The following is a 25,718-nucleotide window of genomic DNA, read 5'->3' as shown; positions in this document are numbered from 1 at the left end:
GGGGGCAAGTCGCGGAACGCCACCATCGTTCGATGAAATCATGGCTGGCGCGGGGGTTCCGACACGCGGAAGATTGATCTTCGCGCGGGGCCTGCTAGCTGAACCGCCAGATCAGTTCCGGAGGCCTCCATGCATCGCCGCGCCCTTCTCACCCTTCTTGCCGCTGGAGCGACCGTTTCGCTCGCCGGCTGCGGCAACAAGAAAGCCGCCGAGAACCTCGTCGCCGCCGACGCCTTCATGGCCAAAAACGCCAAGGAGCCCGGCGTCGTCACCCTGCCCGAGGGCCTGCAGTACAAGGTCGTCCGCTCAGGTCCGAACGGCGGCATGCACCCGACCCGCGCCGACGAGGTCAAGGTCCATTACGAGGGCAAGCTGGTCGATGGCACGGTGTTCGACAGCTCCTACGAGCGCGGCGCGCCAGCCTCGTTCCCGTTGGACGGCCTGGTGCCGGCCTGGATCATCGCCCTGCAGCGCATGAAAGCCGGCGACGAGTGGATGCTCTATGTGCCGCCGGCCCTGGGCTATGGTGCGCAGGATAAGGGACCGATCCCCGGCAACAGCGTGATGATCTTCCGGATCGAGCTGATCGACGTGCTGAAGCGGTAGATCCTCCCCCCTGAAGGGGAAGATCTGGCTAGACCGACCGGGGCGGGTAGCCCTTGTCGCGCAGGGCGTCGATGATTTCCTGGGTGTGTTGGGCATCGCGGGTTTCGATGGTGATGTCGAATTCCGCGCCCTTGGCCGGCACGTCCAGGGCCAGGCGGTTGTGGTTGACCTCGATGATATTGGCGCCCATCGAGCCGATCACGTGGGCCACGGTCGACAGCAGGCCCGGCCGGTCGTCGCCGACGATGCGCAGGGACACCAGGCGCTGGGCGCGGACCAGTTCGCGGGTCAGGACCGAGGCCAGCAGGCGGGTGTCGATATTGCCGCCGCACAGGATCAGGCCGCACTTCTTGCCCCGGAAGCGTTCCGGATAGGCCAGCAGCGCCGCCAGCGAGGCCGCGCCCGCGCCCTCGGCAATGGTTTTCTCGACGTTGCAATAGAGCGCGACCGCCTGCTCGATATGCGGCTCTTCCAGCAGCAAAACATCGTCGATCAGCGGCCGGGCGACGCCATAGGTCAGCTCGCCCACCGTCTTGACCGCCACGCCCTCGGCGATGGTCTGGCCGCCGCAATGGGCGGTGATGCCGCGCATCTTGGCGGTGAACGAGGGGTACATAGCCGGCTCGCAGCCGATGATGCGGATGTCGGGCTTTAGCGCCTTGGCCGCCGTGGCGACGCCGCTGATCAGGCCGCCGCCGCCGATCGGCACGGGCAGGACCTCAAGATCGGGCACGTCTTCCAGCATCTCCAGGGCGATCGTGCCCTGGCCCGCCATGATGTCGTAGTCGTCGAAGGGGTGGACGAAGGTCAGGCCCTGTTCCTCGCGCAGCTTCAGCGCGTGGGCGTTGGCGTCGTCGTAGGTCTCGCCCTCGATGATCACCGTCGCGCCGAAGTCGCGGGTGTGCTGCACCTTCACGAACGGCGTGGTCCTGGGCATGACGATGGTCACCGGCACGTTCAGGCGCGCGCCGTGATAGGCCAGGCCCTGGGCGTGGTTGCCGGCGCTGGCGGCGATGACGCCCTTGGCGCGCTGGGCGTCGGAAAGCAGCATCAGCTTGTTGAGCGCCCCGCGCTCCTTGTAGGCGGCGGTGAACTGCAGGTTCTCGAACTTAACCCACACCTCGGCGCCGGTAATCTTCGACAGGGTCTTGGAATAGCGGCACGGGGTGCGCTCGATATGGCCCTGGAGACGGCCGGCGGCGGCCTGGATGGCGGCGAGGTCGAGAGTCATGGACAACCTATCTGGACGCGGAACAACAGCGGCGGAAGGGGGGCGTCGGGGCGCGTCTAGCACATAAGGCCAAGCCTCGGCACGCCCTTAGGGCGCAAGGTCCAGCAGGTTTTCTATTGCCGCCCACGCCTCCGGCTCGGACAGCATCGGCGCATGGCCGACGCCCGGAACCTCGACAGAGGCCATGTCAGGCGCGGCGGCGCGCATGCGCTCGACGATGGGCGGGTCGACGAGGTCGGAGATTGCGCCGCGCACCAGCAGCACCGGCCGGTCCTTGGTCAGGGCGCGGAACAGCGGATACATGCCAGGCGCCAGGGCCGAGGCTCCATCCTTGTTCGCGGCGGCCGCCGCCTTGATCGGGGCCGAGATGTCGGGATCGCAGGCCAGGACGTAGCCGCCGTCCTTCTCGTCGAAGGACCGCCGGGCGAAGCGATCCCAGTCGACATCGCCATAGGCCGGGAAGGCCGCCTGGTTGATGCGGCGGGCATAGGCGACAGCCTCATCCCAGGTCTCGAACCGGCTGGCCCCGCCGGCATAGGCGGCGATGCGGGTCAGGCCGACGGGCGACAGTTCCGGTCCTACATCGTTGAGCACCACCGCGGCGATGGCCTCCGGCTTGAACGCGGCCAGCACCATGGTGATCAGCCCGCCCATGCTGGTGCCGATAAACACCGCCCGCTCGATCCCGGTGGCGGCCAGCAGGGCGACGATGTCACCGGCATAGGTTCCCGGGTGGTAGTTCAGCGGCTGCGGGTCCCAAGCCGACAGGCCCCGGCCGCGCACATCGACGGCCAGGACGCGACGGCCCTTGGCGGCGATGTTTGGCGCCAGATCCTCGAAGTCGCGCGCGTTGCGGGTCAGGCCATGGATGCAGATCACGGGCAGGCCAGTAACCTCGCCCACTGGCGCATAGTCGCGGGCGTGCAGCGGCAGGCCTTCGCCGGAGGTCCAGAAGAGGTCGGTGAAGGTCATGCGCGGTTCCTCTTTCAAGATCCTCCCCCTAACGGGGGAGGTGTAGGCGAAGCCGACGGAGGGGGAAGTAGCGGCCTGGTCATTGCCGACTTCCCCCTCCGACCTTCGGTCGTCTCCCCCTTCAGGGGGAGGATCTCAATACGTGAAAGGCGAGTCGATCTCGCTGAGCAGCGGCGCCGCCTCGTCGCGGGCGTTGGCCCCGATCTCGGCGTTGGGGATCATCCAGTCGATGCCGATGGCCGGGTCGCTCCAGCGCACCGCGCCCTCGGCGGGCGGGGCGTAATAGTCGGTGCACTTGTAGAGCACCTCGCACTCCTCGGTCAGGGTGCAGTAGCCGTGGGCGAAGCCCTGCGGCACCAGCAGTTGCTGGCGGTTCTCGGCCGACAGCTCGGCGCCCACCCATTGGCCGTAGGTCGGCGAGCCTTTGCGGATGTCGACGGCCACGTCGAAGATCGAGCCGACCACGCAGCGCAGCAGCTTGTCCTGGGCGTGGGGCGGCTTCTGGTAGTGCAGGCCGCGCTGAATGCCGCGCTTGGTCGAGCGCACGTGGTTGTCCTGCACGAACGGGCGGGTGAAACCGGCCTCATCCAGCGCCGACTGGCGGAAGGTCTCCGAAAACCAGCCGCGCTCGTCGCCATGACGGGCGGGCGTGATAAGCAGGACCTCGGGAATCGCCAGGGGCGTGATTTTCATGATCGCAATCTCCAGGGACAAGCTCGCCACCGATGCCTTCCGCGACCGCCGATGACAAGAGCGCCCAGAGCGCCAATGTGGCCGTCAGCGTGATCATCGTCTCGTATGAGAGCGGTCCGACCCTGGAACGCTGCCTGGCCGGGCTAAAAGCCCAGGCCTTCACCGACTTCGAGATCCTGCTGATCGACAACGCTTCGACCGACGGCGCGCCTCAGGCGGCGGTCGCGGCTGACCCCTCGATCCGCTTCCTTGAGCCCGGCGCCAATCTGGGCTTCGCAGCTGGCAACAATCTGGCGGTGAAGCAGGCGCGGGGCCGCTGGCTGGCCCTGCTCAATCCCGACGCCTATCCCGAGCCGGGCTGGCTCGCCGCCCTGATGGATGGTGTGGCGCGGCATCCGACTGTCGAAAGCTTCGCCTCGCTACAGACTTCGGCCGACGATCCGAACGTGCTGGACGGCGCTGGCGACAACATGACCTCGGCGGGCATTCCGTTTCGGGGCGGTTATGGCCGCAAGCTGCCGGCGAACCCGCCCGAAGGCGAGGTGTTCTCGGCCTGCGGCGCGGCCATGCTGATCGACAGGACGCTGTTCGAGGACCTCGGCGGCTTCGATGAGCGGTTCTTCTGCTACTGCGAGGACGTCGACCTGGGCTACCGCCTGCGCCTGACCGGCCGGACGACCCTGCTGCTGCCGAACGCCCGCGTGGCCCATGTCGGTTCGGCCAGCACCGGCGTGCGTTCGGACTTCGCGATCTTCCACGGCTCGCGCAACCGCGTCTGGACCTTCCTGAAAAACACGCCGCCGCTGCTGCTGTGGCTGACCGCGCCGCTGCACGTTGCGGTGACCTGCGCCCTGCTGCTGCTGCACCTGCGCCGGGGCGACGCCGGGCCGGCTGTGAAGGGGATCAGGGCGGCGCTGAAACAGCCGGCGCTCGATGCGGTGATGGTCGACCGCAAGGCGGTTCAGGCGCGGCGCAAGGTCGGGTCCGGCGCAATCCTGCGGGTGATGTCGATCGACCCGGCGGCGTTCATCGGGCGGCGGTTCGTGATTAGGAAGATGCGCTAAGACCACGTCCCGCTCTTCCCGGCGAAGGCCGGGACCTAGATACAGCCCGAGCGGTTGCGGATGATGCGCCTTCTGACCACGCCAAAGTCAACTATCGCTCAGGGTTCGATCCAGATCCCGGCCTTCGCCGGGAAGATCGGACCTTTTGGGGCTAGATCGAAAGATCCTCGATCAACCGCGCCATGAAGGCCGCGCCGCGCTGCATCTGGCTGATCTCGACAAACTCATCCGGCTGGTGGGCCTGGTCGATAGAGCCCGGCCCGCAGATCACCGTCGAAAAGCCCGCCCCCTGGAACTGCCCGGCCTCGGCGGCGTAGGGCACGACCCGCGCCGGGCCATTGTCGCCGGCCATGCGGCGGGCGAAGGCCTCGGCGACGCCGTCGATCTCGGGGGCAAAGGACGGCGTCAGCGAGCGGCGCTCGACCTTGACGCCGGCCTCCGGCGCGCGGGCCTTCAGCTCGGCGTCCATGGCGGCGGCTCGCGCGAAGAAGTCAGACAGGATCGTCATCGGATCCATGCCCGGCGGGGTGCGCAGGTCGAAGATGAAGACGCATTCGCGGGCCAGGATATTGACGGCCGTGCCGCCATTGACCTGACCGACGGTCAGGGTCGCGCCCTTGGGCGTGAACGGCGAGGCGGGATCAGCCTCGCGCTCCAGCTTTTCGGACAGCTCGACCAGTCCCGCCATCAGCTTGATCGCCGCCATATTGGCCGAGACACCCAGATGGGTGAGGCTGGAATGGGCCTCGCGGCCGGAGACTATCACCCGGAACGAGGCGATGCCCTTGTGACCGCTGACCGCGACCATGTCGCTGGGCTCGCCGACCACCACCAGGGCGGGGCGCGGCAGGTCGCGGGCGATGACCTCGATCATGTCGGGGGCGCCCAGACAGCCCACCTCCTCGTCATAGGAGAAGGCCAGATGCACCGGCCTGGAGAGCGTCGCAGCCGCCAGATCTGGCACAGCGGCCAAGGCTAGGGCCAGGAAGCCCTTCATGTCACAGGTCCCGCGCCCGTAGAGCCTGCCTTCCTTCTCCGTCAGCACAAACGGATCGGTCGACCAGGGCTGGCCGTCGACCGGCACCACATCGGTATGGCCCGACAGCACCACCCCGCCCTCGGTCCCCGGGCCGATGGTCGCCAGCAGGTTGGACTTGGTCCCGTCGGCATTGGGCACCCGGCAGGAGGGCACGTTCAGATGGGCCAGATAGCCCTCGACCCATTCGATGAGTTCGAGATTGGACAGCCGCGAGGTGGTGTCGAACGATACCAGCTTGGCCAGGAGGTCGATGGCGCGGTCGGACAGCGCTTCGGAGGAGGATGCCATGAGACGAGCCTAGACCCGTCCGCGCGCCGCTGCCTAGCCGGGCGCGACAAGATCGCTGACCTTGTTGAGCCACGAGGCATGCTCGTGCCCAAACCTGGCTGATTTCCGCTCCCGGCGAGCGATTTCATCCTCGCGCGGCGGGGCTCACCGCTTTTCTTCGGCGCGCCGAGCCTCTAGAGGGAGCGGACCATGATCCTGACCCTCTCCTGTCCCGACCAGCGCGGCATCGTCGCCAAGGTGTCCGCCTTCCTGTTCGAGCGCGGCTGCAACATCCTTGACGCTCAGCAGTTCGACGACCAGGAGACCGGTCAGTTCTTCATGCGCGTGGTGTTCGACACCAATAACGCCGACCGCGACGGGCTGCGGGCCGACTTTACGATCGTGGCTACGGCCCTGTCGATGAAATGGACGCTGCGCGACCGCACCGACCGCTATCGCGTGCTGATCCTGGCCAGCAAGTTCGACCACTGCCTGGCCGACCTCGTCTATCGCTGGAAGATCGGCGAGCTGCCGATGGACATCGCTGGCGTGGTGTCGAACCACCCTGCCGAGACCTACGCCCACGTCGACCTGACGGGTTTTCCCTTCCATCACCTGCCGGTGACCAAGGAGACCAAGTTCGAGCAGGAAGCGGCGCTCTGGAAGCTGATCCAGGAAACCAGGACCGACATCGTCGTTCTCGCCCGCTACATGCAGGTGCTGTCGGACGGCCTGTCGGCCAAGCTGGCCGGGCGCTGCATCAATATCCACCACTCGTTCCTGCCGGGCTTCAAGGGCGCCAAGCCCTATCACCAGGCCCATGCGCGCGGCGTGAAGGTGATCGGCGCCTCGGCCCACTATGTGACCGGCGACCTCGATGAAGGCCCGATCATCGAGCAGGACGTCGAGCGCATCAGCCACCGCGATACCCCTGAAGACCTGATCCGCAAGGGTCGCGATATCGAACGCCGCGTCCTGGCCCGCGCCCTGCGCTATCGCCTGGAAGACCGGGTGCTGCTGAACGGCCGCAAGACGGTGGTGTTCACAGACTAGGCTTGGCGGGTTGCGCCAAGAGGGATTTGTGAGCTACGGGGCGAGCTTAAGTCGTTTCCGGAACCTGGCATGTCTCGCAATCTTCGTATCATGGTCACCGGCGGCAGCGGCTTCATCGGCTCGGCGGTCTGCCGCTATCTGGCCAGCCTGGGCGACGCGGCGATGCTCAATTTCGACGCCATGACCTATGCGGCGTCCGAGGCCAGCCTCGCCGACCTGCGCGGCCACAACAGCTATACCTTCGTGAAGGGCGACGTAGCCGACGCCTCCGCCGTCGCCCAAGCCATCGCCGAGTTCAAGCCGACCCACATCATGCACTTGGCGGCCGAGTCGCACGTCGACCGCTCGATTACCGGTCCCGGCGCCTTCATCCAGACCAATGTCATCGGCGCCTATGTGATGCTGCAGGCGGCGCTGGAATACTGGCGGACGCTCGATAGCGCGGCCGCGCAGGCCTTCCGCTTCCACCACATCTCGACCGACGAGGTGTTCGGCAGCCTGGGCGCCGAGGGGCTGTTCTCCGAGGCCACGCCCTACGATCCCCGCTCGCCCTATTCGGCGTCGAAAGCCTCGTCCGACCACATGGTCCGCGCCTGGCATCACACCTATGGCCTGCCGGTGGTGGTCTCCAACTGCTCCAATAATTACGGCCCGTATCACTTCCCCGAAAAGCTGATCCCGCTGGTCACGCTGAACGCCCTCGAGGGCAAGCCGCTGCCGGTCTATGGCAAGGGCGATAATGTCCGCGACTGGCTCTATGTCGACGACCACGCCAAGGCGCTGGTGCTGATCGCCACGAAAGGCGTGGTCGGCGAAAGTTACAATGTCGGCGGCCGTAATGAGCGCACCAACCTGGAGGTCGTCGAGACGATCTGCGATCTGCTCGACGAGCTGCGCCCGCAAGCGGGGCTGAAGCGCCGCGACCTGATCACCTTCGTCCACGACCGCCCCGGCCACGACGCTCGCTACGCCATCGACGCCACCAAGCTGGAAACCGAACTGGGCTGGAAGGCCGAAGAGAACTTCGACACCGGCCTGCGCAAGACCGTCGAATGGTATCTGGACCGCGAGGACTGGTGGCGACCGCTGCGTGAACGCTATGACGGCCAGCGCCTGGGCCTGAAGACCGCGTGATGCCCTCCCGCAACAAGAAGGGTCCCCGGATCGCGCTGTTTGGCGCCAACGGTCAGCTGGGCCAGGACCTGTCGGCCATCGCCGCGACGCGCGGCCTCGATCTGATCGCCCTGCAACGTCCGCGGTTCGATGCGACCGATCTGGCCGGACTGCACGCCGCCCTGGCGGATCTGGATTTCGATATCGCCGTCAACAGCGTCGCCGTCACCCGCGTGGACGACTGCGAGAAGGACCCGGCTCCGGCCGTCGCCATCAACGCCCATTTCGCGCAGGCGCTGGCCAAGGCGTGCGCCGCAAGGAAGGCCCGGCTCGTCCAGGTTTCGACCGATTATGTGTTCGGCGGTCAGGCCTCGCGCGCGCCCCTGGACGAAGACGCCGCGCCGGCTCCGATCAATGTCTATGGCGAGACCAAGCTGCTGGGCGAAACCCTGGCCCGCCAGGCGCACGATGACGTCATCGTCGCCCGCGTGGCCTCGCTGTTTGGCGTCGCTGGCGCCAGCGGCAAGGGCGGCAATTTCGTCGAGACCATGATCCGTTTCGGCCGCGAACACGGGGCGCTGAAGGTGGTGGCCGACCAGATGATGTCGCCGACCAGTTCGTGGGACGCGGCCGAGGCGATCCTGGACCTGATCAGGATCGAGGCCACGCCCGGTCTTTATCACGTGGTCAATTCCGGCGCGGCCAGCTGGCACGCATTCGCCAGCGCCATCATCGACCGGGCGGGCGTTTCCGCGACTGTTTCGCCGATCCCCACCACCGAGTTCCCGACCCCGGCCCGACGCCCGCCCTACAGCGTCCTGGCCAACGCCAAGGTCGAAAAGGCGCTGGGCCGATCCATGCCGGCATGGCAAGACGCTCTCGACAAATATTTGACGGCCAAAGGTCACCGACAGACGTGACCGGCCCTCTAAGTAGATGAATTAGAGCCTTTTTAGACGCTTCATATGATTCCATATGAAGCTAAAAGGCTCTGCGGGGCAGTAGGGGTACTATTTCCATGAAGGGCATCATCCTGGCGGGCGGCTCGGGCACGAGGCTGCATCCGGTGACTCTGGGCGTCAGCAAGCAGCTGCTGCCGGTCTTCGACAAGCCGATGATCTATTACCCGATCTCGATCCTGATGATGGCGGGCATCCGCGATATCATGATCATCAGCACGCCGCGCGACCTGCCGCTGTTTCAGGGCCTGCTGGGCGACGGCTCTGGCTGGGGCGTCAATTTCGTCTATGCGGTCCAGGCCGAGCCCACCGGTCTGGCCGACGCCTATCGCATTGGCGCGGAGTTCGTCGGCAATGGTCCCTCGACGCTGATCCTGGGCGACAACCTGTTCTACGGGGCCGGCCTTGGCCGGATGCTGGAAGGCGCGGCGACCCGCGCCCAGAACGGCGCATCCGTTTTCGCCTATCTGGTCAAGGATCCCGACCGCTATGGGGTCGTCGAGTTCGACGACAACAACCGCGCCGTCAGCATCGAGGAAAAGCCGGCACAACCGCGCTCCAACTGGGCGGTGACCGGTCTCTACATGTACGACAACAAGGTCGTGGACTACGCCCGCGACCTGAAGCCGTCGCCACGCGGCGAGCTCGAGATCACCGACATCAACCGTATCTATCTCGAAAACGGCGCCCTGTCGGTGGAGCGCATGGGCCGGGGCTTTGCCTGGCTCGACACCGGCACCCACGACAGCCTGCTGGAAGCCTCCGAGTTCGTGCGGGCCATCGAGCATCGCCAGGGCTTGAAGATCGGCTGCTGCGAGGAGGTCGCCTACCAGAACCGCTGGATAAACACTGACCAGCTGCTGGGCCTGGCGCACGACCTGCAGAAGTCGCCCTACGGCGCCTATCTGCGCTCGATCGCCGAGAGCTGAACACAGGTCTTCTGGCCGCGTCGGAGCTCGCCATTGGCCGTTGTTCCAGGCGCGCGAAAGGGCTGAAACACCGAGAAGAATCAGCGGGCGGGGGCCGCCGGATGAGATGTTTCCCAAGCTTCAAAGGCCTGTTAAGAAGGCCCCCGCTTCGACGGAGTGGAATATTGGTGCGCTCGGTTCGCCGCCACCCTGTTTGCGAGAGTTTCCGGATTTGTCTGCCGTCAACAGGAATGACTTCTGAATGAGCCTCTTCGGAAGTTTCAAGGCCGCCGCGCTGGACCTGTATCGTGGCGTTCTGCTGGCGCCCCTGTGGTGGCGGGTCAGCGTCGAGCAGACCGTGACGCGCTACCGGCGCAGCCTGCTGGGTCCGGTCTGGATGGCCAGCACCACCCTGGCCACCGCCTTTTCCCTGGCCATCGTGTTCGGCTCGATCTTCGGCGGCAACACCGCCGACACCCTGCCCTTCATCATGATCGGCGTGGTCGGCTGGTCGATCACCGGCGGCATACTGCCGGAGATGGCCAATACCTTCGTCAACGCTGCGGGCGTGATGCAGGTGCGCAGCCTGCCGCTGAGCTTTCACGCCTTCCAGCAGATGAGCAAGATCTTCATCAACTTTTTGCACCAGATCGTCGGGCTCTGGCTGGTGCTGATCGCCATGAAGCTGGCTGTGGTTCCGCACTGGACCCTGCTGTTGAACATGCCGATCGCTCTGCTGACCGGCCTGTTCGTCAGTATCCCGCTGGGCATGATCTCGGTGCGTTTCCGCGATATCAACTATATGGTGTCCTTCATCGCCCAAGGCCTGTTCATGCTGACGCCGGTGTTCTGGCGTCGCACCCAGGTCTCCGAGGAGATGCGCTGGATCGTGGACTTGAACCCCTTCGCTCACCTGCTTGAGATCGTCCGTCAGCCGTTGCTGGGCAATCCGGCGCCGATGCACGACATGCACGCGTCGCTGGCGTTCCTCGGCGTGGCGGCGGTGATCACGTTGATCAGCCTGACCCTTGTCCGCACCCGCGTCGTGTTCTGGCTCTAAGCACATGAACAGTTCCATCGAACTCACCGACGTCACGCTCGACTACAACCTCTACAGCGTGCGCGCCCAGTCGCTGCGCAACACCGTTCTGAACATGGCTGTCGGCGGCCGCCTGATCCAGGCCGGCAAGGACGTGACCTACGTCCGGGCGCTGTCGAATGTCAGCCTCAAGCTGGGGGACGGCGATCGCCTGGCCGTGATCGGCCACAACGGTTCGGGAAAGACCTCGCTGCTGAAGATCCTGGCCGGCATCTATTCGCCGACCCAGGGCAAGGTGGACGTCCGTGGGCGGATCAGCTCGATGATCTCCATCTCGGTCGGACTGGATATCGAGGCCTCGGGCCTGGATAACATCCGCAACCTGGCCATGATGCAGATGATGTCGGACCGCGAGATCAAGCGCCGCATGCCATCGATCGTGGAATTTTCCGGCCTGGGCGCCTTTGTCCACATGCCGCTCAAGACCTATTCGGCCGGCATGGTCGCGCGCCTGACCTTCTCGGTGGCCACCCAGGTCGACGCCGACATCCTGATCATGGACGAGTGGATCAGCGCCGGCGACGCCGACTTCCAGAAGCGGGCGGCCGACCGCCTGAACAACATGGTCGACTCGGCCAAGATCGTCGTTCTGGCCACCCACGACTACAAGCTGGCCGCCAAGGTCTGCAACAAGGTCATGACCATGGAGTCCGGCGTGCCGACCTTCCTTGGGACCACCGAGGAATGGCTCGCGAGAAGCAGCGCCGCGTGAGCGAGCGGCTTCCCGCGCCCCGGAAGGCCATCGAGCCGACCGGATCGCCCGGCCAGTTCAGGGCCCAGACCTCCGACGCGGAGATGCTGTTTCGCCTGACCCGGGCCGAGCAGCCCAGGTTCGACGACATCGCTTCGGTCCGCGTGACCGTGAAGATCCGCGCGCTTGACGGTCAGATCGACGCTCCGGCCATCCTGGTCGACTGGGGCGACGGCCTGGCGCTGGCGACTCCCATGGCGCTGAAGCGGCTCGGTGAGGACGCCTATGTCGTGGTGGCTCACACCAATGCCGGCGCCCTGAGCCAGATCGTGCTTCGCCCGTCCAGCACGCCTTGCGTGTTCGAACTGACCGCATTCCAGGTCGAACCGGCGGCGGAACCGGCGGCGGGCGCCCCTAGGCTGTCGGCGCCCCGCCAGCTGCTGCGGGCCGCGCTTCGCCGACTGTCGCCCGGCGCCGCACGCGGGGTGCGAGTTGTCTTGAGGACGCTGCGCGATCCGAAAAACACGATGCGCCTGGCCCGTCAGACGATGAGAAACCGTCGCCAAGACCCTTGGCGCGACTCCTACCAGCACGCCTTCAACGTAGCGCGCCACGCTTTCAGCTCTCAATTCGCAGCCCCCGCGCTGACCCCCCCGCCGCGTGCAGATGCTGCGCCCAAGGTTCTCGCCTTCTACCTGCCGCAGTACCACCCCTTTCCAGAGAACGATCAGTGGTGGGGCAAGGGCTTTACCGAGTGGACCAATGTCGCCAAGGCGACGCCGCAGTTCGTGGGTCACTACCAGCCCCGCCTGCCCGGCGAGCTGGGCTTCTATGACCTTCGCGTGCCGGACGTGCTGCGGGCCCAGGCGACTATGGCCGGGAACGCCGGCGTGGACGCCTTCTGCTTCCACTACTACTGGTTTGGCGGAAAGCGCCTGCTGGAGCGCCCCCTCGACGCCTTCGTCGCCGATGCCGAGATCGATCTGCCGTTCGCCCTCTGCTGGGCCAACGAGAACTGGACGCGGCGCTGGGATGGCGACGAGAGCGACGTTTTGATGGCGCAGAACCATTCGCCGGAAGACGACCTGGCTCTGCTCGACGATCTGGCCCGCTACATGGCCTCACCGCGCTATGTCAGGGTTGGCGGCAAACCCCTGCTGATCGTCTATCGCCCCGACATACTGCCCGACGCCGCAGCCACGCTGGAGCGCTGGCGTGTACGGGCGCGCGAGCTCGGCATCGGCGAACTGTTCGTCCTGTGCACCAACGCGTTCGGCTTCTCGGCCTATCGCGACGCCGGCTTCGACGGTCTGGTCGAGTTTCCGCCCCACGCAATATCGCGGAACGAGATCACCGAGACGGTCGAACGCCTGAACCTCGATTTCGCTGGCCGGATCTACGACTACGACGCTGTCGTCGAGGGGCGAATCGAAACCCTGGAGCGTCGCGAGGATCCTCGGATCTATCCCGGCGTGATGCCTTCCTGGGACAATGAGGCCCGCAAGCCCGGCTGCGGCAATATCTTCCATAACGCGACGCCGCAGCGGTTCCACGACTGGGCGACCGCCGCCCTGGCCTGCACCACCCGTCTAGCGCCGCCGGACGAGCGGCTGGTCTTCGTCAACGCCTGGAACGAGTGGGGCGAGGGCGCCTATCTGGAGCCCGACCGCTGGTTTGGTCACGCTCCGGCCCAGGCCCTGCGCAGCGCCGTCGCCAACCAGGCGCCGGCCACGGCGCGTCAGCATCCCGCCGTCCTGGCGTCGCGAGAGGCGCCCAGGGTCCATGACGCGGTCGTGCTGTTCCACATCTTCTACGCGGACCTGATCGACGATCTGGCCGAACGCCTGGCGGCGTTGCGCGACAGGCTGGACGTCATCATCACCTTCCCGGACCAGTGGCCCGGCGCGACGGTGGACGCCCTGGCGCGCGCCGTACCCGGCGCCGTCCTGGTCCCGACGCCCAATCGCGGACGCGACGTCGAGCCCTTTCTGGTGGCGCTGGAAACGGCCCGGGCGAAGGGTCACACCATCTTTTGCAAGGCGCACACCAAGAAGTCGCCGCACCGCTCCGACGGGGCGGCGTGGCGCGATCGGTTGCTCAATGGCCTGATGTCGCGCGAGAAAGCGCAGGCGGCCCTGGCGGCGTTCGCCGGGAACCAGCGGCTGGGGCTGTCGGCGCCGGCCAGCAGCCGCATGACTTTCAACGAACCGGGCGTCATGACCCACAACACCGATGGCGTGGCCGGTCTTTCGCGCCACCTGGGCTTCGACTACGGGCCCGACACCGCCTTCCCGGCCGGGACGATGTTCTGGGGCCGGGTCGCGGCGTTTGGCGTTCTGGCGGGCCAGACCCTGTCGTTCGAACCCGAGCTTGGCCGGGTCGATGGCACGCTGGCCCACGCCCTCGAGCGCGCCATGGGCGCGATCGTGGAGGCGGCGGGCTATCAGGTCAGCTGGGACCTCTGAGATTGAGGCGGCTCGAAGCCGCCCCGCTCAGGATCAATTGGCGGCTGCGGCGGCCACAGCCTCGGCGGTGATGCCGAATTCCTTATAGAGTCGCTCGAACGGGGCGCTGGCGCCGAAGCCGGTCATGCCGATGAAGGCGCCGTCCTCGCCGATGAAGCGCTCCCAGCCCTGACGGATGCCCGCCTCGACCGCGACGCGCTTGGCGGCCGAGCCGATCACCGCCTTGCGGTATTCGGCTGGCTGTTGGTCGAACAGCTCCCAGCACGGAACCGAAACCACGCGGGTCGGCTTGCCCTGGCCTTGCAGGATGTCGCGCGCGGCGACGGCTACGCCGACCTCGGTGCCGGTGGCGAAGATCGTCACCGCCGCTTCACCGCCCTCGGCGGCCAGCAACTCGTAGGCGCCCTTGGCTGACAGGTTCTCGCCGGCCGAACCGCGCACGCCCGGAGTCTTCTGGCGCGACAGGGTCATGACCGACGGCGTCGCGGTCTGTTCCAGGGCCAACTTCCAGCACTCGGCGGCCTCCACCGCGTCGGCGGGACGGAAGACCAGGAGGTTCGGAATGGCGCGCAGGGAGGCCACGTGCTCGACCGGCTGGTGGGTCGGGCCATCTTCGCCCAGGCCGATGGAGTCGTGGGTCATCACGTGGATGACTTTCGCGCCCATCAAGGCGCCCAGGCGGATCGCCGCGCGGCTGTAGTCCGCGAAGGCCAGGAAGGTGCCCGAATAGGGAATGACGCCGCCATGCAGGGCCATGCCGTTCATCGCCGCGGCCATGCCGAACTCGCGCACGCCGTAGTGGACGTAGCGGCCTGCATAGTCGGGCGTATCGAACGCCTTCATGCCCTTGACAAAAGTGTTGTTGGAGCCGGTCAGGTCGGCCGAGCCGCCGATCATCTCCGGGATCGAGGGCGTCAGCTGCTCCAGCGCCGCGCCGGAATGAACGCGCGTGGCGTTGGCCGGCTTGGTCGCCGCCATGTTGGCGATGTGGGTGTCAACGGCCTCGAAGGCGTTGTCCGGCAAGGCGCCCGACATGGCGCGCGTAAACTCGGCGGCGTTGGGCGAGGCCTTCAGGCCCGCCTCCCAAGCCTTGCGGACGCGGGCGCCGCGACGGCCAACGCTCTTCCAGGCCGCAGCGATGTCGTCCGGCACCGTGAACGGGTGGGCGTCCCAGCCCATGGCGACGCGGGAGGCGGCGATCTCGCTGTCAAACAGGGTGTAGCCGTGGCTGTGAGGATCGCCTTCCTTCGGACCCGCGCCTTTCGAGATCAGCGTCTTGCACGCGATCATGGTCGGGCGGTCCTGCCGGGTCGCCCAGCGCAGGGCGGCGGTGATCTTGCCGTGGTCGTGGCCGTCGACGACCTTGACCGCCCAGCCGGCGGCCTTGAAGCGCGCGACCTGATCGCCGGTCTCGGAGATGGTGGCGACACCGTCGATGGTGGTGTTATTGTCGTCGAAGAGGACCGTCAGGTTGGACAGCTTCAGGCGGCCGGCGATGCTGATAGCCTCATGGCTGACGCCCTCCATCAGGCATCCGTCGCCGGCGATCACCCAGGTGCGGTGATCGACGATGTCGGAACCGAAGCGCGAGGCCAGATGCGCCTCGGCCATGGCCATGCCGACCGCGGTGGCCAAGCCCTGGCCCAGCGGGCCGGTGGTGCACTCGACGCCGGGCGTGTGGTGCACTTCTGGGTGGCCGGGGGTCAGCGAGCCCCACTGACGGAAATTCTCGATCTCCTTCATCGTCACGGCCTTGAAGCCGGTCAGGTGAAGCAGGGAATAGATCAGCATCGAACCGTGGCCCGCCGACAGCACGAAGCGGTCGCGGTCGGCCCAGTCGGGCTTGCTGGCGTCGAACTTCAGGAACTTGCCCCACAGAACGGTCGCCACATCGGCCATGCCCATCGGCATGCCCTGGTGTCCGGACTTGGCCTTGTGGACCGCATCCATGGAAAGGACGCGGATCGCGTCGGCCATTTTGATGGGCGAAACGGGCATGGGCGGTGTCTTTGTTCGTTATGTTTTGCAGGGCTGCGCGAGGCGCGAGGTCGCACGATGACTCCCGTGGGTCAAGACGCGCGGCGCTAGGCAAGACCGTCCGGACACGTTATAGCTGGACCCAGACTTATGCTCAATTTCAGCATAACCTCGAAAGGTCGCCCGCTTGACGAACCTCCCGTTCTTCTCGCCCTACCGCCACGGCTTTGTGCGGGTCGCCACGGCGGTGCCGAAGGTCAAGCTGGTCGATCCGGCCGCCAACGCCGTCAGCGTCCTTGATCTAGTGCGCGAGGCCGACGCGGCGGGCGTGGCCGTGCTGGTTTTCCCGGAACTGGGCCTGACCGGCTATTCGATTGATGACCTGCTGCAACAGGACGCGCTGCTCGACGCGGTCGAGGCAGCCATCGCGACCCTGGCCAGGGCAAGCGCCCAATTGGCCCCGCTGTTCGTGGTCGGGGCGCCGTTACGGGTGGATGGCCGGCTCTACAACACCGCCGTAGCGATCCAGGGCGGCAAGGTGCGGGGCGTGGTCCCCAAGAGCTTCCTGCCCAACTATCGCGAATTCTATGAGCGCCGCTGGTTCACCCCCGGCGCCGGGGTGGTCGGCAAGACCGTGACTTTAGCTGGCGAAGCCGTTCCGTTCGGGACCGATATCCTCCTGCGCTCCGGCGGCGCGGCGCCGTTCACGGTCGGCGTCGAGATCTGCGAGGACGTCTGGACGCCCACCCCGCCCAGCACCGCCCAGGCCATGGCGGGAGCCGAGATCCTGCTGAACCTGTCGGCCAGCAACATCACCATCGGCAAGTCCGAGACCCGCCGCCTGCTCTGCGCCAGTCAGTCGGCGCGGGCCATCGCGGCCTATGTCTATTCGGCGGCCGGGGCGGGCGAGAGCTCGACCGACGTCGCCTGGGACGGCCATGCCGACATCCACGAGATGGGCCACCTGTTGGCCGAGACCCCGCGCTTCTCGACCACCGCGGTGATGGCCATGGCCGATGTCGATGTCGAACGTATCCGCCAGGAACGCATGCGGGTGGTCAGCTTCGGGGACGCCTCGACCCTGGCCCCGCCCGCAACGCCGTTCCGGATCGTCCCGTTCGACTTCACCCCGCCGAAGGGTGAACTGGCCCTGGCCCGCTCTGTCGAGCGCTTTCCGTTCACGCCGTCCGACCCGGCCAGGCTGCGCGAAAATTGCTACGAGGCCTACAATATCCAGGTCCAGGGCTTGGCCCGCCGCGTCGAGGCCTCAGGCTTGAAGAAACTGGTCATCGGTATCTCCGGCGGCCTGGACTCGACCCATGCCCTGATCGTCGCCGCCAAGGCCATGGACCAGTTGGGCCTGCCCCGTACCAACATCCTGGCCTACACCCTGCCCGGCTTTGCGACCTCGGACCGCACCAAGTCCAATGCCTGGGCCCTGATGAAGGCCATGGGCGTCGGCGCCGACGAGATCGACATCCGCCCGGCCGCCGAGCAGATGCTGAAGGATCTCGACCACCCCTATAGCCGGGGCGAGGCGGTCTATGACGTGACCTTCGAGAACATCCAGGCGGGCCTGCGCACCGACTATCTGTTCCGCCTGGCCAACCACAACGGCGGGTTGGTGGTCGGCACCGGCGACCTGTCCGAGCTGGCCTTGGGCTGGTGCACCTATGGCGTCGGCGACCAGATGAGCCACTACAATCCCAATTCGGGCGTGGCCAAGACCCTGATCCAGCACCTGATCCGCTTCGTCGCGGCCTCGGGCGACGTGGATGAAGCGACCGCCGACTTGCTGGAAGACATCCTCAATACCGAGATTTCGCCGGAGCTGGTGCCGGGCGAGCAGGTGCAGGCCACCGAGAGCTTTGTGGGGCCCTACGCCCTGCAGGACTTCAACCTCTATTACCTGACCCGTTACGGCATGAGCCCGTCGAAGATCGCCTTCCTGGCCTGGACCGCCTGGCACGATGCCAGCGCCGGCGGCTGGCCGGTCGGCACGCCGGACGCGCCCCGCAAGGCCTATGACCTGGCGGAGATCAAGCGCTGGCTGGAGCTGTTCCTGAAGCGGTTCTTCGCCAACCAGTTCAAGCGCTCGGCCATGCCCAACGGCCCCAAGATCTCGTCCGGCGGCGCCCTGTCGCCGCGCGGCGACTGGCGGATGCCCTCGGACGCGACCGCCGACATCTGGCTGGCCGAACTGCACGCCAATACGGCGGTCTGACGAAAACCGGCCCCTCGCGCGCCTGCGTCGGAAGATCGTTAAGATACCCGTGCTAGTTGACCGTCAGGCCTCGGATGCGGGGCGAGCAAGGTTGGGGGCTTTGTGAGCGCGATCTATCCTGTGATCCTTTGCGGCGGTTCGGGCACGCGGCTGTGGCCAGCGTCCCGCGCCGACCAGCCCAAGCAGTTCCTGAAGCTGATCGGCGAGACGTCCAGCTTTCAGGATACCGTCCTGCGCGTGAAGGACCTGCCCGGCCGCGCCGAGATCGTCGTCGTCACGGGCGAGGCCATGACCGCCTTCGTCCTGGCCCAGACCGCCGAGATCGGCGTCGAGGTCACCGTGCTGATCGAGCCAGAAGCCCGCGATTCCGCGCCCGCTGTGGCGGCGGCCGCCGCCTATGTCCAGTCGCGCGATCCGGAGGGCGTGGCCCTGATGCTGGCCGCCGATCACTATATTGCCGAGCCGGAGATCTTCGCTGAAGCCGCTGTAACGGCCGCCCGCGCCGCGTCCGCGGGCTGGATCGTCACCTTCGGAGTGAAGCCCACCAGCCCCGCCACCGGTTTTGGCTATATCCGTCCGGGCCAGGCCTTGCTGGACGGCAGCGTCAGCGCCGTCGCCGCCTTTGTCGAGAAGCCCGACCGCGCTACAGCCGAACGCTACGTCGCCGACGGCTATCTGTGGAACAGCGGCAATTTCGCTTTCAAGGCCGGCATGCTGCTGGGCGAACTGGACGCCTTCGAGCCCACCGTCTCGAACGCAGCCCGCGCCTGCGTCGCCGCCCTGAAGCTCGACGACGGCGTCGCCCGCCTGGACAAGGCCGCCTTTGGCCAGGCCGCCAAGATCTCGCTCGACTATGCCGTGATGGAGCGCACCCAGAAGGCCGCCGTGGTCCCCGCAGTCTTCTCCTGGTCGGACCTGGGCGCCTGGGACGCGATCTGGGATGCGGCGTCGCGCGACGCCGCCGGCAACGCGGTCTTCGGCGACGGGACCCTGATCGACAGCCGCAACGTGCTGATCCGCTCGACCGGCCCCTTCGTCGGGGTGATCGGCTGCGAGGACCTGGTCGTTGTGGCCGAGCCTGACGCCATCCTGGTCTGCCGCCGCGACGCCAGCCAGTCGGTCAAGGCCCTGGTCGATGGCCTCAAGCGTGACGGGCGATCCATCGCCAGCGGCCGTGACCGCGAAGGCGCGCCGCGACGCGTTCTGGCCACCGCGACGGGCGTCCAAGTCGAGCAATGGACGCTGAAGGCCGGCGAGACCGTCGAACTGCCCATCGGAGCCGTTCAGGTGCTGGACGGCGAGGTGGCAGGCGTCGGCGCCTATGCGGCCTTCGCTGCCGCCACCACCGCGACGGCCACAACCGCCGCCACCCTGCTGGTCACCCGGCGGCTGTGACCGCCCGGTCCAGCTCGGCGATGGCGCAGACGATGTGGTAGAACGAGGAGGCTGGGGCGGCCTCCTCGACGAAGGCGCCATCGGGCGTCAGCTTGTCGCGCCACAGGCCCGGCAAAGGCGTGCGCAGATATTGCAGCAACCCTTCCGCACCCTCGACCGCCACGCCCCACCAGCGATCCTCGCCGGTGATCTCGGCGGCCAGAACCCCGGCCTTGATGCGCTCGGTCTGGGGCCACAGGCGGGCGCCGTTGTCGTGGGCGGTCATGTCGTCAAGCAGGGCGTTGATGGCCACGCCGCGTTCGGCATCACAGCCCACCCGCTCTGCCAGATCGATCATCCGCAGCGCCGCCGCAGCGGCGTCGGGACGGTCGGCCAGCTTGGCCCAGCGCAGCAGCAGCCATCCCCATTCGTACTGGTGACCCGGTTCCCAGATGCGGCCCTCGACGCCGGGGGCGGAGCCCCATTTGTCGTCGAAGAACTCGCGGAGGGCGCCGGTGTCGGCGGCGATGAATTTGGACAGCGCCAGCTGCGCGATCATATCGGCCAGATCGCGCCATTCGGGATCGTCGCCATCGATTTCCGTCCAAGCCAGGCTGGCCTCGAACAGGTGCATGTGCGGGTTGGACTGCAGCGGCAGGGTCGGCGGCGCGGTCTCGTTGAAGCCGCCCAGCGGATGGCGCAGCGTGGCGTTCAGCCGGTCGCGCACCGAGATGGCGATGGCCTTGAGGTCCTCGCGGCCCGTCACCGCAAAGGCGTTGGCCAAAGCAAACAGCGCGAAGGCCTGGTCATAGAGCGGGGCTGTGTCATCCAGCACGATACCGCCCGAGCCGACGAGAGTGCGGAACAGACCATCGGGTTTGCGATAGGCCTCCAGATAGTAGGCCAGGCCATGTTCCACGGCCTTTTTCCACGGTCCGGTCCAGCCCAGCTTGCCGGCGGCCGTGAACGCATAGATCTGGCGCGGCAGCACCCGGCCCCGACGGGGCGAGTCCGGCGCTTCGCCGGACTGCTCGATCTTCTCGAAAAAGCCGCCGCCCTTGTGATCCGCCCCGACCTTCCACCACAGCGGAAAGGCGGTTTGCAGCGCCCAGGTCTTCAGCAGGTCGCGAAGGCGAACGGCGTCGTTGAAGGCGTCAGTCATCTCGGGCGCTCCGGCTGAAGGGGTTTTCTAGGACAAGTCCTAGGGCCGCGCCAAGACAGCGACTTGTTGCAAAGCCCGCAGAAGCGATAAAGCTCGCTGCATGGACACTCCGCCGCCCCTCCGCGCCATCTTCTTCGACCGGGACGGCGTGCTCAATATCGATCACGGCTATGTCGCCGATCCGTCCAGGCTGGACTGGATCGACGGCGCGCGCGAGGCGGTGGCCGCCCTGACCAAGGCCGGCCTGAAGGTGATGGTCGTCACCAACCAGTCGGGGATCGGCCGGGGCTTTTTCGAGGAGGCGGCCATGCACGGCTTCCACGCCGAGATGCAGGCCCAGCTCGAACCGCTGGGCGGCCGGATCGACGCCTTCTATTTCGCGCCTCATCATGAGAACGCCGCCATCGACGCCTATCGCGTCACCGACCACCCCGACCGCAAGCCCAATCCCGGAATGCTGTTGCGAGGCCTGGCCGAATTTGACTTGGCGCCCGCCGAGGCGGTGATCATCGGCGACAGGTCCAGCGACGTCGAAGCCGGCCGCCGGGCCGGCATGCCGGGCCATCTGTTCCGCGGCGGCGACCTGCACGCCTTCGTCGTCTCGGTGCTGGGCGACCGCGTCCCAAGCCTGAAATGACCCTGAAGGTCCTGCAGTTCGGCGCCACCGGCCAGGTCGGCCAGGCCCTCACCGCAGCGGCCAGCGACGCCATTGAACTCACCGTCCTGTCGCGAGCCGAGGTCGATCTGGCCGACCCCGCCGCCATCCATGCCGCGATCCTGGCCGCCGACTGCGACCTGATCTGGAACGCCGCCGCCTTCACGATGGTGGACACGGCCGAGGCTGAACCCGAGGCCGCCTTCGCGGTCAACGCCGCTGCGCCGGAAGCCATGGCGCAGGCCTGCGCCGAACGCGGCATTGCCTTCGTCCACCTATCGACCGACAGCGTGTTCGACGGCGAGACAGACCGCCCCTATGTCGAGACCGACGCCGCCGAGCCGATCAGCGTCTATGGCCGCTCGAAACTGGCCGGTGAACAAGCAGTGCTGGCTCGACCGAAGACGACCGTGCTGCGCGTCTCCTGGGTGTTCTCCCCGTATGGCCGGAACTACGTGTCGTTCATGCTGAACCTGGGTCGCACACGCGAGGTGCTGAAAGTCGTCGCCGACCAGTATGGCAGTCCGACCGACGGCGAAGCCCTGGCCGGTTTCATGGTCGCCAGGGCCGCCCGCTGGGCCAGCTCCGAGCCGGCGGATCCAGCCTTCGGCCTGTTCCACTTCGCCAATGCCGGCGAGACCAGCCGCTACGACTTCGCGAAAGCCGCCATCGCCCGCGATCCGCTGACCCACGCCCGGCTGGAACCGACCACCCAGGGCGCCTTCGCCGAGGCCGCCGCCCGCCCGCCACGCTCGCCGCTGGACAGTTCGAAGCTAGCCGCGACCTTCGGTTTCATGCCCCAGTCCTGGAAGCCGGCCGTCGAGCGGGTCGCCGACCAGCTGGTCCGCAACGGCTTTTGAAGTCTCCAATGCTGGCGCGCAGCGGCCCGTCGCGATAAACCGGGCCAAACCCCATAAAATTCAGCGCAAGAGTCCCATGCAGATCTTCCTCGACAGCACCGACACCAAGGTCATCGCCGACCTGGCCTCCACCGGCCTCGTGGACGGCGTGACCACCAACCCGACCCTGATCGCCAAGTCGGGCCGGCCGATGCTGGAAGTGATCGCCGAGATCTGCGACCTGGTGCCCGGCCCGATCAGCGCCGAAGTCGCCGCCACCACCGCCGACGCCATGATCGCCGAGGGTCAGAAGCTGGCCGGCATCGCGCCGAACGTGGTCGTGAAGATCCCGCTGACCCGCGACGGTTTGATCGCTTGCGCGGCCTTCGCCGGCGAGGGCATCTCGACCAATGTCACCCTGTGCTTTTCCGCCACCCAGGCCCTGCTGGCCGCCAAGGCCGGCGCGACCTACATCTCGCCCTTCATCGGCCGCCTGGACGATTACGGCTTCGACGGCATGGACCTGATCCGCGACATCCGCACGATCTACGACAATTTCGGCTACGAGACCGAGATCCTGGCCGCCTCCGTGCGCCATGTCGCCCACGTCAAGGACGCCGCTATCGTCGGCGCCGATGTCGTCACGATCCCGCCATCGGTGTTCAGCGACCTGTTCAAGCACCCGCTGACCGACAAGGGTCTCGAGCAGTTCATGAGGGATTGGGCCGGCACCGGACAATCCATCCTCTAGGGCGATCCATAGGGCGGCGCTGGGTTCGCCTGGCGCCGTTCATATGATCACTGATTATTTCGCTCACGCGAACTGTGTTCGCATTTGCGATCTCGTGCGTTAGGGTGATGTCAGCCACAGGGGAGACCGTCATGGTCCCGACCGACGCCACCGCCGAGATCCGCCTCGCCGACTCCGACGAGGCCGCCAGCTTCTCGGCCTTCGTCCAGGGCTTCCTGTCGGCCAACGGCTTTCCGTTCGTGATCATTCACGACGCGCCCCAGATCGCCGGCCAGATGCGCCGCGTGGTCTTCGAGGACGCCGGGACCAGCCGCAAGTTCGCTCAGGAATGGGTGCGCCTGCGCGGCACGCTGGGCCAAGCCTAGGCTTTTTCCGAACGGAAAAGGCTCCTCCGGGCATTGAGCGCTTCCTGGTCGCCGAACCGGGGCTGCTTGGGCGGGAAGCGCTCCCTTCCATTCTTTCGCGAACCGCGCCTATCTAGGGAAAATCGTTTCTTCTTGACGCGGAGCTGCGCCATGAACGACCCCAAATCGGCTGTTCCCACCCCCTATCTTCCCCCTGTCGTGGGTTCCGCCCTCGACCTGATCGGCAATACGCCGATGGTCGAGGTCAAGAACCTCGACACCGGCCCCTGCCGCCTGTTCCTGAAGCTGGAAAACCAGAACCCCGGCGGCTCGATCAAGGACCGCGTGGCCCGCGCCATGATCGAAGCGGCCGAGGCCGACGGCCGGCTGAAGCCCGGCGGCACGATCATCGAGGCCACGGCCGGCAATACGGGCCTGGGCCTCGCCCAGGTGGCGATGCTGAAGGGCTACAAGCTGATCCTGATCGTTCCCGACAAGATGGCGCGGGAAAAGATCCTGCATTTGCGGGCCATGGGCGTGGACGTGCGCCTGACCCGCAGCGACGTCGGCAAGGGCCACCCGGAGTATTACCAGGACATGGCTCAGACCGTAGCCCAGTCGATTCCCGGCTCGCTCTACGCCAACCAGTTCGAGAACCCGGCCAATCCCCACGCCCACGAAACCACCACCGCCCCCGAACTGCTGACCCAGATGGGCGGCGACATCGACGCCATCGTGGTGGGCGTCGGATCAGGCGGAACCCTGACGGGCGTCGGCCGGTACATGCAGAAGCACTCGCCGAAGACCCAGATGGTGCTGGCCGACCCGGTCGGCTCTATCCTTTGCGACTATGTGGCCACCGGGACCTTCGGCGAGGCCGGCAGCTGGATCGTCGAGGGCATCGGCGAGGACTTCATCCCCGACAATGCCCAGATGGACCTGGTCTCCAAGGCCTATTCGATCAGCGACCGCGAGAGCGTCGACACCGCCCGCCTGCTGCTCAAGAAGGAAGGCATCCTGGCCGGCTCGTCGTCGGGCTGCCTGCTGGCGGCGGCGCTACGCTATTGCCGGGAACAGACCGAGCCGAAGCGCGTGGTGACGCTCGTCTGCGACACTGGCTCCAAGTACCTAACCAAGATGTTCAACGACTTCTGGCTGGCGGCCCACGGCTTCGACGGCCGCGAGATGCATGGGGATCTGCGCGACCTGATCGCCAAGCGCTATGTCGACGGCGGGGTGGTGGCCATCGGTCCCGACGACACCTTGCTGACCGCCTATAACCGCATGCGCTCCAGCGACGTCAGCCAGCTGCCGGTGGTCGATCATGGCAAGCTGGTGGGCATTCTCGACGAAAGCGACATCCTGGCCGCGGTCGAGGACGACGACCGCGACCTGCGGTTCAAGACACCGGTGGGCAGCGCCATGACCCGCGCGGTCAACACCCTGCAGTCCACGCGAGGCGTGGACGCCCTGCCCGAGGTCTTCGACCGCGACGAGGTGGCCCTGGTCTGCGAGGGCGAGCAGTTCCTGGGGGTGATCACCCGGGTGGACCTGATCAATCACCTGCGGATGGCGGGGTGACTGTTGCGGACATGTTCTCGCGGAGTCATGCTAGGATGAGGATCGGAGAAGGTTGCATGTCCCTGCAAGTCCAGTTGCCGCCCGCCCTGGAAAAATTCGCCCAGGATTGCATCGCCGAAGGCCGCTACGACGATGTCGATGCTGTAGTAAAATCCGGTCTGCGCCTGCTTCAAGTTCAGGAAGAGCGCCGGCGACGTCTGAATGCCTCACTCGATGAGGCGATCGCCGAGTCAGACCGCGACGGCTATGTCACGATGGAACAGATGATGGCGGAAATGGACGCGATCATCGAGGCGGCCGAAGCCGCTGAATTGCTCGAAGCCAAGTAGGCGCCTCCGGCGATCCTGACGCGCCACGCGCAGCGGGACATGTTGGCGGCGACCCATTTCATCGCCGGCGACGGCCCGCGAGCCGCACGTAAATTTCAGGCGACGATTGGAGCCTTGCTCGTACGCATCGGTGATTTTCCAGACATTGGTGTTGAACGTGCAGATCTTGTCCGATCGCCTTACCGGGTCGCGATCATTCATGGATTTCCCTACCTGGCGATCTATCACCCCGCCCATCGACCGCCACGGATCGCCCGAATTATTCATGGCTCCCAGGATTTGACGACGATCCTTGAAAGCCTGCCGCTGAACGACGCCTAAC

Annotated in this window: 24 protein-coding genes and 1 pseudogene; 18 read left to right on the top strand and 7 right to left on the bottom strand. The window is 66.6% G+C overall.

From position 1 onward, the window contains the following. Window positions 1-129: 129 nt before the first annotated feature. The gene (locus ACP69S_RS05015) at window positions 130-606 is read left to right on the top strand and encodes an FKBP-type peptidyl-prolyl cis-trans isomerase (protein WP_425995456.1); all 477 of its coding nucleotides are present in this window, start codon (window positions 130-132) and stop codon (window positions 604-606) included. Window positions 607-634: 28 nt separating this feature from the next. On the opposite strand, the gene ACP69S_RS05010 is transcribed toward ACP69S_RS05015, so the two are convergent. The 4 genes and pseudogenes from ACP69S_RS05010 to rfbC form a co-directional block, all read right to left on the bottom strand. Continuing rightward, on the bottom strand, window positions 635-1,837 hold the full coding sequence (locus ACP69S_RS05010) for a threonine ammonia-lyase (protein WP_425995454.1): 1,203 nt from the start codon (window positions 1,835-1,837) through the stop codon (window positions 635-637). A gap of 87 nt (window positions 1,838-1,924) precedes the next feature. Further along, window positions 1,925-2,809, bottom strand: a complete 885-nt coding sequence (locus ACP69S_RS05005) for an alpha/beta fold hydrolase (RefSeq protein ID WP_425995452.1) — start codon at window positions 2,807-2,809, stop codon at window positions 1,925-1,927. Window positions 2,810-2,827: 18 nt separating this feature from the next. Beyond that, window positions 2,828-2,930, bottom strand: a pseudogene (locus ACP69S_RS05000) (hypothetical protein); the annotation flags it as partial. A 14-nt stretch (window positions 2,931-2,944) separates the two neighbouring features. After that, window positions 2,945-3,502, bottom strand: coding sequence for a dTDP-4-dehydrorhamnose 3,5-epimerase (gene rfbC, locus ACP69S_RS04995; protein WP_425995450.1), 558 nt, complete (start codon window positions 3,500-3,502; stop codon window positions 2,945-2,947). A gap of 32 nt (window positions 3,503-3,534) precedes the next feature. Here rfbC and ACP69S_RS04990 point away from each other — a divergent pair, with 32 nt between their 5' ends. Further along, window positions 3,535-4,566: a glycosyltransferase family 2 protein gene (locus ACP69S_RS04990; protein ID WP_425995448.1), complete on the top strand. Its 1,032-nt coding sequence runs from the start codon at window positions 3,535-3,537 to the stop codon at window positions 4,564-4,566. A 151-nt stretch (window positions 4,567-4,717) separates the two neighbouring features. On the opposite strand, the gene argE is transcribed toward ACP69S_RS04990, so the two are convergent. Then, window positions 4,718-5,893 (bottom strand): acetylornithine deacetylase, encoded by a 1,176-nt coding sequence (gene argE, locus ACP69S_RS04985; RefSeq protein WP_425995446.1) that lies wholly within the window; start codon window positions 5,891-5,893, stop codon window positions 4,718-4,720. Window positions 5,894-6,082: 189 nt separating this feature from the next. Here argE and purU point away from each other — a divergent pair, with 189 nt between their 5' ends. The 7 genes from purU to ACP69S_RS04950 all read left to right on the top strand — a co-directional run bounded on the left by purU (window position 6,083) and on the right by ACP69S_RS04950 (window position 14,160). Then, a complete protein-coding gene (gene purU, locus ACP69S_RS04980; protein WP_425995444.1) occupies window positions 6,083-6,925 on the top strand; it encodes a formyltetrahydrofolate deformylase in 843 nt (280 codons plus the stop codon). Window positions 6,926-6,994: 69 nt separating this feature from the next. Beyond that, window positions 6,995-8,059, top strand: a complete 1,065-nt coding sequence (gene rfbB / locus ACP69S_RS04975) for a dTDP-glucose 4,6-dehydratase (protein WP_425995442.1) — start codon at window positions 6,995-6,997, stop codon at window positions 8,057-8,059. After that, entirely contained in the window at window positions 8,059-8,958 is a 900-nt protein-coding gene (gene rfbD / locus ACP69S_RS04970; protein ID WP_425995440.1) for a dTDP-4-dehydrorhamnose reductase, read from the top strand. The genes rfbB and rfbD (ACP69S_RS04970) overlap by 1 nt, the downstream gene beginning before the upstream one ends. 98 nt (window positions 8,959-9,056) lie before the next feature. Next, a complete protein-coding gene (gene rfbA / locus ACP69S_RS04965) occupies window positions 9,057-9,926 on the top strand; it encodes a glucose-1-phosphate thymidylyltransferase RfbA (protein WP_425995438.1) in 870 nt (289 codons plus the stop codon). A 241-nt stretch (window positions 9,927-10,167) separates the two neighbouring features. Continuing rightward, entirely contained in the window at window positions 10,168-10,965 is a 798-nt protein-coding gene (locus ACP69S_RS04960; RefSeq protein ID WP_425995436.1) for an ABC transporter permease, read from the top strand. A 4-nt stretch (window positions 10,966-10,969) separates the two neighbouring features. Then, window positions 10,970-11,716 carry an ABC transporter ATP-binding protein gene (locus ACP69S_RS04955; RefSeq protein WP_425995434.1) on the top strand — a complete coding sequence of 249 codons (747 nt, stop codon included), beginning with the start codon at window positions 10,970-10,972 and terminating at the stop codon, window positions 11,714-11,716. Then, window positions 11,713-14,160, top strand: a complete 2,448-nt coding sequence (locus ACP69S_RS04950) for a glycoside hydrolase family 99-like domain-containing protein (RefSeq protein WP_425995432.1) — start codon at window positions 11,713-11,715, stop codon at window positions 14,158-14,160. Before ACP69S_RS04955 ends, ACP69S_RS04950 begins: the two co-directional genes overlap by 4 nt. A 33-nt stretch (window positions 14,161-14,193) precedes the next feature. On the opposite strand, the gene tkt is transcribed toward ACP69S_RS04950, so the two are convergent. Further along, the gene (gene tkt / locus ACP69S_RS04945) at window positions 14,194-16,158 is read right to left on the bottom strand and encodes a transketolase (RefSeq protein WP_425995430.1); all 1,965 of its coding nucleotides are present in this window, start codon (window positions 16,156-16,158) and stop codon (window positions 14,194-14,196) included. Window positions 16,159-16,324: 166 nt separating this feature from the next. Between tkt and ACP69S_RS04940 the strand changes: the two genes are divergently transcribed. Beyond that, window positions 16,325-18,361 (top strand): NAD(+) synthase, encoded by a 2,037-nt coding sequence (locus tag ACP69S_RS04940; RefSeq protein ID WP_425995428.1) that lies wholly within the window; start codon window positions 16,325-16,327, stop codon window positions 18,359-18,361. A 102-nt stretch (window positions 18,362-18,463) separates the two neighbouring features. Then, the gene (locus tag ACP69S_RS04935; RefSeq protein WP_425995426.1) at window positions 18,464-19,756 is read left to right on the top strand and encodes a mannose-1-phosphate guanylyltransferase/mannose-6-phosphate isomerase; all 1,293 of its coding nucleotides are present in this window, start codon (window positions 18,464-18,466) and stop codon (window positions 19,754-19,756) included. Here ACP69S_RS04935 and ACP69S_RS04930 read toward each other — a convergent pair. Then, window positions 19,740-20,897, bottom strand: a complete 1,158-nt coding sequence (locus tag ACP69S_RS04930) for an AGE family epimerase/isomerase (RefSeq protein WP_425995424.1) — start codon at window positions 20,895-20,897, stop codon at window positions 19,740-19,742. The two genes, ACP69S_RS04935 and ACP69S_RS04930, sit on opposite strands and share 17 nt — an antisense overlap. A 100-nt stretch (window positions 20,898-20,997) precedes the next feature. Here ACP69S_RS04930 and ACP69S_RS04925 point away from each other — a divergent pair, with 100 nt between their 5' ends. The 7 genes from ACP69S_RS04925 to ACP69S_RS04895 all read left to right on the top strand — a co-directional run bounded on the left by ACP69S_RS04925 (window position 20,998) and on the right by ACP69S_RS04895 (window position 25,717). Then, window positions 20,998-21,534, top strand: coding sequence for a D-glycero-alpha-D-manno-heptose-1,7-bisphosphate 7-phosphatase (locus tag ACP69S_RS04925; protein ID WP_425995422.1), 537 nt, complete (start codon window positions 20,998-21,000; stop codon window positions 21,532-21,534). After that, window positions 21,531-22,412 carry a dTDP-4-dehydrorhamnose reductase gene (rfbD, locus tag ACP69S_RS04920; protein ID WP_425995420.1) on the top strand — a complete coding sequence of 294 codons (882 nt, stop codon included), beginning with the start codon at window positions 21,531-21,533 and terminating at the stop codon, window positions 22,410-22,412. The genes ACP69S_RS04925 and rfbD (ACP69S_RS04920) overlap by 4 nt, the downstream gene beginning before the upstream one ends. Before the next feature lie 76 nt (window positions 22,413-22,488). Next, window positions 22,489-23,142 (top strand): fructose-6-phosphate aldolase, encoded by a 654-nt coding sequence (gene fsa, locus ACP69S_RS04915; RefSeq protein WP_425995418.1) that lies wholly within the window; start codon window positions 22,489-22,491, stop codon window positions 23,140-23,142. Between the two features lie 131 nt (window positions 23,143-23,273). After that, a complete protein-coding gene (locus tag ACP69S_RS04910) occupies window positions 23,274-23,507 on the top strand; it encodes a hypothetical protein (RefSeq protein ID WP_425995416.1) in 234 nt (77 codons plus the stop codon). 150 nt (window positions 23,508-23,657) lie between these two features. Continuing rightward, entirely contained in the window at window positions 23,658-25,067 is a 1,410-nt protein-coding gene (locus tag ACP69S_RS04905; protein ID WP_425995414.1) for a pyridoxal-phosphate dependent enzyme, read from the top strand. Window positions 25,068-25,123: 56 nt separating this feature from the next. Further along, on the top strand, window positions 25,124-25,396 hold the full coding sequence (locus tag ACP69S_RS04900) for a type II toxin-antitoxin system ParD family antitoxin (RefSeq protein ID WP_425995412.1): 273 nt from the start codon (window positions 25,124-25,126) through the stop codon (window positions 25,394-25,396). Between the two features lie 12 nt (window positions 25,397-25,408). Next, the gene (locus ACP69S_RS04895) at window positions 25,409-25,717 is read left to right on the top strand and encodes a type II toxin-antitoxin system RelE/ParE family toxin (RefSeq protein WP_425995497.1); all 309 of its coding nucleotides are present in this window, start codon (window positions 25,409-25,411) and stop codon (window positions 25,715-25,717) included. The last annotated feature ends 1 nt before the right edge of the window (window position 25,718 follow it).

The sequence above is a fragment of the Caulobacter sp. DWR1-3-2b1 genome (genome assembly GCF_049895765.1).
Classification (GTDB): domain Bacteria; phylum Pseudomonadota; class Alphaproteobacteria; order Caulobacterales; family Caulobacteraceae; genus Caulobacter.
Note: the sequence above shows the minus strand (reverse complement) of the source record. Positions and strands in the feature narration are given on the sequence as shown.